Origin of the sequence: Paraburkholderia sp. 22098 (genome assembly GCF_052045935.1) — a bacterium.
Taxonomy (GTDB): Bacteria; Pseudomonadota; Gammaproteobacteria; order Burkholderiales; family Burkholderiaceae; genus Paraburkholderia; species Paraburkholderia caledonica.
In genome coordinates this window covers 129740-140145 of the sequence record NZ_JBQEPV010000019.1, presented here as the reverse complement: position 1 = coordinate 140145, position 10406 = coordinate 129740, and the positions used below count along the sequence as shown (strand labels likewise).

Here is a 10406-nt window from a genome sequence, read left to right as displayed (position 1 = left end):
CACGCGTTTCGGAAACCTGTGATCAGCGATCACGATCAACCGAAACGGGTGATCACGATCATTCGGAATCCATGATCACGATCCGCCGAAATGCGTGATCACGTTCGCCGGAATACGCACTCTGGAATTCGGCCTGACGGTTTGTGAAGAGGTGCGAGCTGGCCGAGACCGTCAGTCGGAGCGGATGGACCTCCGGCGTGTAAAAGTTTGATGGAAATTGCTCGAGGTGTGCGGACGCCGCATCAGTGGTCCCGGCATGACGGCCGAAGGTGAGTCTTCCGACCGGTGTTTCCAAACCTTCGTCCAGCAGTGCTTTCACCATGTCACGGCTGTTGACGCCCAGTTCCGACAGGCGAACGGAACATCCGCAGATGGAGGGCGTCTGCACCTCAATCCTGGGCGGGACCTGATTGCCGACCGGCAGGATAACGTGGCCCTGAGCGAGCTGCAGCCCCTCCGGGCCGTGCACGGCAATGAAGCCCAAATTTGCGTGGGCGTACGCTCCCTCGTAGTCTCTAGACAGCGCAAAGAATTCCTCTAGCTTCTGCTGGTCATGGGCGGGCATGCGTTCCATGATAAAAAACCTCGTATAGCGTCGAACCGGACCACCGTTGCGGGGGGCGCCATCGCCGATGGTTGCTCATGATAGCCGTGTCTGGGTGGCCCGCAGCCCGCGTACTGTTAGCTGGCGATGGCGCTTGAGAGCGAAGCGCCGAGATAGGCGCTCCACCAACACGAACCGCGACGGAAGCGTCGGATTTTCATTTTACAATTTCGCCGCCCGCGCCCGACCCCCGACATTCACGTCCTTGTCGTATGCCACGCAAAGCAACCGCAGAAATAGCTCAGGTCAGCACGAGGGAGGCGCTTCCAAAGCGGCGGCTGCGTCGGTACCTTGGAAGTCCTGGATTCAGTCGAACGCTGGACGGTCCCCAAAAAGACATTATTCAGCAAATGCATGCCGCCCAGCGAAAGGAAATACTGAATGGCCAGGCGGGATTTGTATCGACCAAGTTAGCTGGGCTTCACCGGTATCTCGGAGAAAGCGTGGCAGCGGCTCAGCGTCCCGAACCGTTAAGTCGGGCAACCTAGTAGCGTCGCTAGGTGGTTCAAGTCTGCCGCCTCATAATCCCATGATTGTTCAGCGCGTAAGTCGCTCTGTTGCCCGGGGCCATGTTCGAGAGGCCTAAGGACGAACGCGGTCTTCAGACCGCATTGACGCGCGGCCGCCAAATCGCCGTTATGGGCCGCGACCATGCAAACCTCGGCCGGGCTAAACCCGAGAATTTCGGCAGTCTCAGCATAGACCTGCGGCGATGGTTTGTAGGCTCTGACAACCTCCGCGCCGAGAATGGCGTCCCAAGGAAGCGCGGCACGCTTCGCCATGTCCACCATCAGTCTGATATTTCCGTTTGAAAGGGGCGCGATGATGAACCGACGCTTGAGTCTCAGGAGCCCATCTACAGAATCAGGCCACGGGTCTAGCCGATGCCAGGCAAGGTTCAGTTCGTCAAGTTCGCCGGCGGTCACCGAGCCGACATCGATGCCGAAGCTGCGCAAGACTTTGAGCAGATTCTCTCTGTGAAGAACGTCAAGACGGACAAACGGCCGTCGTCCGCTCCGAGTTTCTTCCATGGCGGGCGAATATTCGCGTCGCCATGCATCTGCGAACTCGGTGGCGCCGACTGCCAAATTGTGACGGCTGAGAAACTGGGCTGCCTCTCGCGCAACACCACCTCGCCAATCCACGATGGTGCCAAAGACATCGAATAAGAGAGCCTTGATTGGGGAATCCGTGGTCATTTCCTGAACCTCTCCTTCGGCGCACTGGAACAAGTCTACCCGGAAAGATTGCCAGGCGAGCCGCGGTGATTGCGTCGACTGTTGAAGGTCAAGCGCTTTGGACAGGGCCTATGCCGAAAGCGCTCGCTCAGGCAATCAATAGCGTAAATACCGCGAATTCGGGCATTCGATGGTCGCCCCTACGCACGAGTGCATTCATGGTGCCGTCGCCCGCTAACAGCGACAGTTTCTTTTGGGGCAATTTCTGGAAGGGATGGCTCTCAGTGTTTGTTCTCGGATGAGGCGATAGCACTAGCGCCTAGAAGGCGCAAATGACTGCGCCTCCACGTCTTTTTATTGGCATCCAGAGGCCAGACGGAAGACGGCCCCAGGAAATCGAATTCCTTCTGGCTGCGGGGGAAGGTTTTCGCTGCCTTCTCATGTTTGCACTGGCGATAACCGCCAATGCAAACTCCTTTCTAAGTTCCTACGCACGTGGTTACGACGCACGACTTCGTGTCGTGGAGTCTCAGTCGAGGATGTGCTCTGCGGGTGCTCATCGCGCGTGCCGTCAGCAGAAGTGACCGCACGCTTCCCGGGCAGCGATGTTCCCGGAGCCATACACTCCGGCAATAACGCAGTCGGCCGCGACGCACTCAAACGTGCTGTCCTGAAACGTCAAAACAAAATGGCGACCTAGGTGATGGGGAGATGCAAACTTCCAATGGTTCCTCATAAACGACGAGTTAAGTACCTCATGTATCGAGTACCACTGCAGCCCCGCAGCCGCCAACGGATGCCTACCTAACCCTTCATCATTCGGAGGGCCAAGTCGATGAAACGCCGCCCTTGAGAAGAGCAGAACGCAGAATGGTTCATTATTATTGACGGTAAATCCGAATCGCTCGACGTCGACTGGCGCGACTCGATATGCCAAAGCAACCTGGCTTTCATTGCCAACAACGAATGGCTCTGTTGCACCAGGCGCTGGTAACGGGTATGAGTCCAATATGACAACAATGTCGCTGTCGCGCCGACCAGCTGCAGCGTGCTCTGAATATGGAGTCGGCACCGTCTTGGCCCGGTCAGTAGTACGCGTTATTCAATAGCCACGAACCGTCCTGATTGATGAACTCATAGAACAGAGCCTGGCTCTCGCCGCTCTCCGGGCTATAGTAGACGGTCCGATACTGGAAAGCGTTGAGCGACTTTTGCGTCCACGAGTCCGTGCGCAAAATGCTGAGGCAGCGGTTCTTTGGAGCATATTTCATCGATACCCATGGGCTCGGGATATATCCGTTGCCAATGCGGGCTGAGGTATACATGCTCAGGACGCGAGAATCATTCGAGTCCTGATAGCACGCGGCCTTGGACATGACTGAGAGCATCACCGGTTGCGCCGTGCCAACGGCATTGCGGAATGCGGCATCGCGCGAGGACAGCGAAGCCGTCAGCGCACTGCGCAACTGTCCTTGCTGCTCGGCGGACAGCGATGGTCCAAACATCGCAGGCGTGCCGCTGCCGTTTGTCGCCATCGCCTGATTGACCTGAGCGAGTCCGTTGTTGAGGCTTTGCAAGGCAGCGCCTGTCTCTGCGCAACCGGCGCATGCGACCGCGATTGCGGTCAAAGCAAGATGCAACTTCACGAGTTATTCCTGTTCAACGTGTTGTGACCTCTGGTTATCGGCTTCCGCGTCGAAAGTCTTTAGGCCTGTCGAACACATAAAACATACTGAGGCGAAATACTCACAATCGACTTGGAGCAAGAACATAACGCGGAGATAATTGTTGCCGCGCGTTCTCGCAACGTGACTAAATATATATTCATAGCGCATAGGGGTGATTCAATGTTGAAGGCAAGTGTTATTGCAGCCGCTACTTGTACTCTTTTGGCTTTGGCTGGCTGCGGTAGCAAGCAGGATGCAAACAAGAGCAATTTCCAGGCGGCTATTCAAGACTATCTTGATACCAAGAGAGGCGTGTGCGTCATGGTGCCCGCGAAGGACTTGCCCTTCACGCTGCAGAAGTCGGGCGGTATGAACTTTATCAACGAGCCAGAAAAGGCTGCGGCGTTAGTAAGCGCCGGCTTGCTTTCGGCCAAAGATACGCAAGTGAAGGCCGCATTTGGTAATCAGATGGTCGCAGGCGTCGAATACTCGCTCACTGATGAAGGCAAGAAGTATCTGGTCAAAGGTGGCGCCGACAATATGGGCAAATGGGATGCCTTCTGCGGTGGCAAATACAAAGTGAAGGACATCGAGAACTTCACGCAGCCGGCGGATATGTTCGGCACCAAGATTTCGCAGGTCAACTACCTCTACGAGGTCGATGATGCACCGGCTTGGGCGAAGCAGCCTGCAATTCAAGCCGCTTACCCGTCAGTCCAACGTGATGTGACTGGGTCCCCCGGAGACAAGGCAGTGCTGGTTGCAACCAATGAGGGGTGGATGCACGAACGATTGTTCAAGAGCAAGGGCGGTTGATTGCCCGATGGGCATGCGGCTGCGGCGGCCTGGGTGAGCAGACATTGCCGTATCAACGTCAGGATGCCGGACGCTCATACAGGTGGACCACGCCTGAAACGGATGGCGTCTTCCGAGGGAGTGGCGCGCCTCACCGTCGCAACTCTGAGGTTGACTTGCACACGCTCGGCTTAAACTTAACGCATTCCTTTCGAAGCCAAGGTATAGATACGCGTGACCACCGAGTCGGACCCTCTGAATAAGAACAAAGAGAGATAAATGAGCGATAACAATGACGTTGCAACTGGCCCCGCGCTGGACCCTTTTGAGCAATGGTTAGCCGAGCGTCACAAATGGTTGCAAACAGCGGCCTCCAAGATGATAAGCACCCGGGGGTTTCCCGACGCAGTTGGCATCACCGAGCTGGCGGATTTGTCCGTAGCGGAAGCGTCTAAAGAGGCCGCCGAAAAATTCGAATCCGTCCCGCCGGGAGCGCTGGCGAACGCGACTGGGCAATCGCCGATTCGCCTACGGCGAATCAGTGAAGTTTCCGGCGTCAATGCAATTAAGACGGGCGCGGCAATCGATTTCGGGACGTGCGACATCTTTGTTGTGTACGGGCCAAACGGGTCCGGAAAGAGCGGCTTCGCGCGGCTTTTAAAGCAGATTTGTGGTTCCCGAGCGACTGAACACCTCCTCGGGAACGTCTTTAGCGGCGAGCAGCTTGAACCATCTGCACGCGTCACTCTCTCGGTCGACGAGAAAGAAAAGGACGGCTCGTGGACTTTGTCGAAGGGTTCCATCACGCAACTTCGTCATGTGCATGTTTTTGACTCAACCGTGGCTGACCTGTATTTCGGTCAGAAAAACGAAGCCACCTATGAGCCGTCGCGCATGCGGTTCGTGACTTCTCTCATCAAGATTTGCGACCAGGTATCCACGGAGCTCGATGCGCGAAAGGATAAACTCCAATCGAAGCTACCGACTATGCCGGTCGAGCTCGCGAATACTGCAGCGTCAAAGTTCCTCTTGAGGCTGAAAGCGGGCACCACGGAGGCTGCGGTTGCTACAGCATGCATCTACACGGAAGACATGGACCGTGAGCGTATTGCTGGGGAAGCTTCACTTGCAGAGCGAGATATTCCGGGAAGGTTAAAGGTTATCGGACGCGAGATTTCGGCGCTCAATATCGTGAAAAGCTTGGTGCAGTCTTGGAAGACCGCCCTAAGCGATGAGAAGCTCACCGGGCTTGTCAACGCCCGTGCGACAGCGCTGCGGAAACGGAAAGCTGCGAGCGAAGACGCTGCGAAGGTGTTTGCCGGCTCGCCGTTGGATGGGGTGGGCCAAGACTCTTGGCTTGAGCTATGGGAGAAGGCCCGTGCCTTCTCGATTCTTCATGCTTATCCGCAGACTAGTTTCCCAAACACGGAGTCTGGGGCCAGGTGCGTACTTTGTCAGCAGACTCTGCCCGACGATGCAAAGGAACGCCTTTCGCATTTTGAGCGGTTCGTCAAAGGCGAACTTGAGAAGGAAGCGCAAGAGGCCGAGCAAGCTCTTAAGAAGCAGGAGCAGTCTCTGCCAATCTTGCCCAACGCTGAGACATGGATTGCCACCTCGGCCCCCATCAAATTGGAGCACCAGACAGCGACGGATTGGCTCAGGCTCTTAGCAGAGAGGCACGCCGCGGCGCGCACTGCTGTGGCGACCGATGCAATCTCTGCTGTTGACTGGTCTCTGGTCGAAGGACCGATGACCGCCGTTTCGGAAGCGCTTCTCGCGGAGCAGAAGGCGCTCGAGGAACTCTTGAAAGAAGGAAAGCGTACGGAGCTCGCAGCTCGCGTCGCCGAGCTTGTTGCGTCTCAATGGTTGAATCGAGAGCAGGAAGCGATTCGAGTCGAGGTAAAGCGGCTGCATGACGTTGCGACGCTACAAAAGGCAAGTTCGCTCGCTTCAACAGCCGCATTGACCAAGAAAAACAATGAGCTCGCAGAGCGAGAGTTGCGGAGTGGCTATCAGGAACGCTTTGAACAGGAGCTAAAAGCACTCAACGGTTCGCGGATTCCTATCGAGCCAAGAAGCAAGCAGCAAGGCAAAGGCAAGGTGACGTTCTCTTTGACGTTGAAGGACGCCGGTGCGGGCGTGAACGCAGAATCCGTCTTAAGCGAGGGAGAGCGACGAATTATCGCGTTGGCTGCGTTTCTCGCTGACATTTCCGGGTCGGGTCAGCCCACACCGTTCGTTTTCGACGACCCTATCTCCTCTCTCGACCAAGACTTTGAAGAGCACGTAGTCAAGCGACTAGTCGACTTGGCGCGGGAGCGGCAGGTGATTATCTTTACGCACCGCTTGTCACTGGTCGCCCAGGTTGAGTCAATAGTGAAGAGGCTGCATGATAAGGCCAAGCTAGCAAAACAACCGCCCCCTGTGGAGCTGGCATCGACATCGCTCCGACGCCTTGGCAAGACAGTAGGTCTTGTGGTTGACATCAACATAAGAGACGTCAAGCCAGAGAAGGCGCTGAACCGAATCCGCAACGAGTCGATAATGCAACTGCGGAAGCTTCACGACGAGGCCGATGTTACTGCCTATGAAGAGCGTGCAAAGTCGATATGTAGCGATATCCGCATTGTTGTCGAGAGATGTGTTGAGACGGTGCTACTCAACGACGTCTTGGTGCGGTTCCGACGCAGCGTCACCACGCAAGGCAGAATCGGCATGCTATCGAAGATTCGCCCGGACGATTGCTCGTTGATTGACGACCTGATGACCCGCTATTCCGTATTCGAGCACTCGCAATCTACAGAGCTTCCGGCCGAATGTCCGGACGTCGATGTCCTCGAAAAGGACGTCGACATGTTAATTGGTTGGGTTAAGGAGTTCTCGGACAGACCAGTTCAATAGGACAGAAATATCTCTGATGCGCAGGCCGCGGCGGCCTGCGCACCGCCTTGGCGAGTTCAATCTAGGCGCTAGAAGGTGGTGTTTCGCTAGCCGTTTGGCAGCGTCTCACACAAACCCTCCTCGCTGAGCGCACATCTACGCCGCACGCGTTGTTTCAATCTTTCTCAGCGACAAATGGAAGTTCGATACGGGAAAGGCTCGTTCGCTGCCTCGACATCTTTGTGCTTACTTGAATCATTTGTGCGCCTGGAATGCTCCCCGGCGTAATGCCGTACCGCACTGCGATGGTATCGAAAAGCTTGTGATAGACAGAGTTTGTATCATTCCGTTTGATTGATACCTCATGCTTGCCGGATACCAATCCCTGGTAGCCAACAGCATGGTGCTGGAAACGCACCTCAAAATCTACGCGGCCTGACCACATGGTTTTGTGTGCAAGGCGGCAGGCGGAGACCAGGTGGACGAGGAAGCGGTTCAACAGATAAGCCTTATCGAAATTCGTTCCGCGTACGAAGAGAAAGACCTTTCCCGTTCCAAAGGCGATACCTTGACTTACCCGCCGTGCAACGCGAGGGTTCGAGGCCAGCTTGGATGCAACTTCCTTGCACACCGTGTCGACGGACTTGTACTCGCCGCGTCGCACCGTCCACGTACCGAACTGACGTCCTTGTCTGTCGGCAGCAAGTAGATTCGGAGCGATTCGGCTTAGTGCGTCCTTCGTGACAGCATCTTTTTCGAGAAATTCGACAAATTCGAGCGGATGGTCGAAGCGAGTCAGCGCCCGCAGCACATCCTGCAAAGCTCCATCGCCTCCACCAAAGACCCCGATTTGCCGATTAGGGGCGTTGACTTTCTTTAACGTATCGTCCGCCCAAAAGAATGGACCTTCAAGGTTTGGACCGGTATAGAAGTTCCCAGAAGCGTCTTCCTTCACCAAGACAACGGCTTCTTGACCCATCCCGGCGGCCAGCAGCACGTACTGGGGCGAAGACTCCACGCGAGCGGCCGTGCCGTGGGGCCATGTCAGTTCGTTCCGGCAGTTGAACGCCACCCCCGCCGAAGGGATGCGGCGCTGAAGTCGGCTCATTGCTCTCGACGACTCATTTTGAGCAAATTCCCGAACGAAATTCTGAATGCGATGTTTTTTCACGCCTACGCAGATTGTCAGGACCGACTTGCCTGCCTTGGCTACGTCTCCGAGTCGCCTAAGAAGGTCTTCTTCCAGCTTCTCGGCCAAATCATTCGCCGGTATGGGCTTTTTCGCGGTCCATTGGAGGGGCGCTGACGACAGGGCTCCCCAGGGCGCCCTTTCATGGTCCGGGTATGACTGGTTCTGCGAGAAGATGCTAGGCCATTCATACATGAACGGCCCAATGAAACGTGACTTAATGCCTCGCAGAATTGAGAATGGAGCTTCGCGCGTTTCGACGACTGTTACGTGCTTCACACCCCGATGCGCGGCTTCGAGCGCTGCAGCAATCCCTGCGACTCCGGCACCGACTATCAGCAGCGAGTCCAAGTCGGGGTCACCTTTCGTCAAGTCTCGGACGACGAGCTGAGCGCGAACTATCTGGTCTCGGATGCTAACGTGGTGAAGTCCGCTGGAAAGGTCAAACACATTTGAGGCGACCTTTAGCGACAGGAGAGACAGGCAATCGACTACGTCAACTGTATAAGTCCTCACAAGCGCACCTCATCGAAGAGGTCACCAATGAGGCGGTCGAAGTCACCCTCGTCGAGAGCGAACAAGACCGGATGGCCCAGCACTTCTCGCAGCCCGCCACCTCCATCGCCATCGTCTCCGCCACCCGGCGGTTCCGAATTGCCCCGTCGTCCACCGTCGTCGTTCTTTGGCGGCTTAGGAGGCTGCCACGAATCGGCTAACCTCCAGCGAGGAAATCCACTGGTCGCTTCATAATCCGAATCGATGGCTACTAGCCCTAGTTCTGATAGCGAGTCGAGGACGTTTCCAATGACTTCATCCACCCCGTCATCGAAAAATGGCTCCGGTAGGGTTCCGTATTCGTCAATAAACGGCCATTGCGACCAATCACCGAAAAGACTTTCACGAATTTCAGGCAGCGTCCACACATTTTTGCTTTCAATACGGTCGCGAAAGAACCTCAACATATCAAGAACAAGACTATTTCCGGAGCCAAGGATAGGCACTTAAGCAATCTCCTTTTTGTTTTCAGCGTTATCGGCGGCCCACTTCTCGTCGGTCACTTGCGTTCAAGCTTTGCATGTTAGCGGATGACCGTAAGTAGCGGCAACTACCACGCCACTCCAACGTCACCCAATGTTCAAAGCTCGTCCGTGCGAACAACTTCCTCGAACCCAACATGCATCGAGATGAAGTGTCCCGAAGATTCCCTGTTAACCGGTTTCTCCAAGTTGCCGCTACTGACTCGCCAAACTCCCACGTCGTCGTGAACTGTCGCAACAAGCAACGAGACCAAGGCGAAGAGCTTCGGTCCGAACGGAATCAGGACTGGATTGAAGTGCCCTCGCAGCATGTCTACGAGAGAGTTCATCTCGTGAAAGAGCTGCACGGGTTCCTGTAGGTCGTATGGCAAACACCGCCCGTCCAGACGAATCATCTTGAGCAGAGAGTCGTTCGAACGTAAGACCTCGTCGTGATACTCGTCGATTGGGCCCAATGGATAGTAGGCCCATGTCGCGTTGTTGATTTCAAGGAGGTCGACTATCCCTATAGCCTTGTTTGGTTCGTATCCGAGTCCGACTACCGCGGCAGGCGGACGGTCCGGTCTAGTTGTCCACCCAGCGAATTGAGGGATGACAGGCTGTACCGTAATAGTCGGAGCGGAGTCTTCAACCGGTGCGGTGAACTTGGCAATAGAATATCGAAAGGTCGCGCTAACTCTCCGCAATGGGAGAGTCCTCAATATGTCGATAATATGCGCTAGGCGAAACCTGTTGAAACAGGAGATATCGATTTCAAAGTGCGCGCTGCTGTCTATAAAGTTGAGTCTCTCCAACCTGTGCTCGAGTGATTCTCGGAAATCACCGTCCCCTACTTCAATAATTTCGAAGTTGTTCTCTCTGAACCACGTCTTGTTCGCCTGGTACTCAAACTCGAGTTGGGAGGCAAACCCAAAGGCGAGCTTCGTAGTCGCCGCCGTCTCAAAACCTTCAGCCCAAGCTCGTGCTCGCCCCTCGTAGCCACAGGCGGCGATAAACACATCCGCAGTCGAGCCGGCATCTACTCCAGCGCCGTGGATAAATGTTAGCTTCAGCATC

At 55.6% G+C, this 10406-nt stretch carries 8 protein-coding genes; 2 read left to right on the top strand and 6 right to left on the bottom strand.

Translation table 11 applies throughout. The features are described 5' to 3' along the window. Positions 1-58: 58 nt before the first annotated feature. The 3 genes from ACTJLB_RS29420 to ACTJLB_RS29410 form a co-directional block, all read right to left on the bottom strand. A complete protein-coding gene (locus tag ACTJLB_RS29420; RefSeq protein ID WP_440785341.1) occupies positions 59-574 on the bottom strand; it encodes a hypothetical protein in 516 nt (171 codons plus the stop codon). Positions 575-1074: 500 nt separating this feature from the next. After that, entirely contained in the window at positions 1075-1803 is a 729-nt protein-coding gene (locus ACTJLB_RS29415) for a haloacid dehalogenase type II (protein ID WP_440785340.1), read from the bottom strand. A 1064-nt stretch (positions 1804-2867) separates the two neighbouring features. After that, a complete protein-coding gene (locus tag ACTJLB_RS29410) occupies positions 2868-3428 on the bottom strand; it encodes a hypothetical protein (RefSeq protein ID WP_440785339.1) in 561 nt (186 codons plus the stop codon). Between the two features lie 201 nt (positions 3429-3629). Between ACTJLB_RS29410 and ACTJLB_RS29405 the strand changes: the two genes are divergently transcribed. Both ACTJLB_RS29405 and ACTJLB_RS29400 read left to right on the top strand, forming a co-directional pair. Then, entirely contained in the window at positions 3630-4265 is a 636-nt protein-coding gene (locus ACTJLB_RS29405) for a hypothetical protein (protein WP_440785338.1), read from the top strand. A 258-nt stretch (positions 4266-4523) separates the two neighbouring features. Further along, positions 4524-7145, top strand: coding sequence for an AAA family ATPase (locus ACTJLB_RS29400; protein WP_440785337.1), 2622 nt, complete (start codon positions 4524-4526; stop codon positions 7143-7145). A 154-nt stretch (positions 7146-7299) separates the two neighbouring features. On the opposite strand, the gene ACTJLB_RS29395 is transcribed toward ACTJLB_RS29400, so the two are convergent. The 3 genes from ACTJLB_RS29395 to ACTJLB_RS29385 all read right to left on the bottom strand — a co-directional run bounded on the left by ACTJLB_RS29395 (position 7300) and on the right by ACTJLB_RS29385 (position 10405). Further along, positions 7300-8664 carry an FAD-binding protein gene (locus tag ACTJLB_RS29395; RefSeq protein ID WP_440785336.1) on the bottom strand — a complete coding sequence of 455 codons (1365 nt, stop codon included), beginning with the start codon at positions 8662-8664 and terminating at the stop codon, positions 7300-7302. A gap of 161 nt (positions 8665-8825) precedes the next feature. Beyond that, positions 8826-9314 carry a hypothetical protein gene (locus ACTJLB_RS29390; protein ID WP_440785335.1) on the bottom strand — a complete coding sequence of 163 codons (489 nt, stop codon included), beginning with the start codon at positions 9312-9314 and terminating at the stop codon, positions 8826-8828. A gap of 134 nt (positions 9315-9448) precedes the next feature. Next, a complete protein-coding gene (locus ACTJLB_RS29385; protein WP_440785334.1) occupies positions 9449-10405 on the bottom strand; it encodes a hypothetical protein in 957 nt (318 codons plus the stop codon). Between the last annotated feature and the right edge of the window lies 1 nt (position 10406).

Bases quoted from the DNA above. Each gene is read 5' to 3' on its own strand.
- ACTJLB_RS29420 (WP_440785341.1), bottom strand. From the start codon at position 574: ATGGAACGCATGCCCGCCCATGACCAGCAGAAGCTAGAGGAATTCTTT.
- ACTJLB_RS29400 (WP_440785337.1), top strand. From the start codon at position 4,524: ATGAGCGATAACAATGACGTTGCAACTGGCCCCGCGCTGGACCCTTTT.
- ACTJLB_RS29385 (WP_440785334.1), bottom strand. From the start codon at position 10,405: ATGCTGAAGCTAACATTTATCCACGGCGCTGGAGTAGATGCCGGCTCG.
- ACTJLB_RS29415 (WP_440785340.1), bottom strand. From the start codon at position 1,803: ATGACCACGGATTCCCCAATCAAGGCTCTCTTATTCGATGTCTTTGGC.
- ACTJLB_RS29405 (WP_440785338.1), top strand. From the start codon at position 3,630: ATGTTGAAGGCAAGTGTTATTGCAGCCGCTACTTGTACTCTTTTGGCT.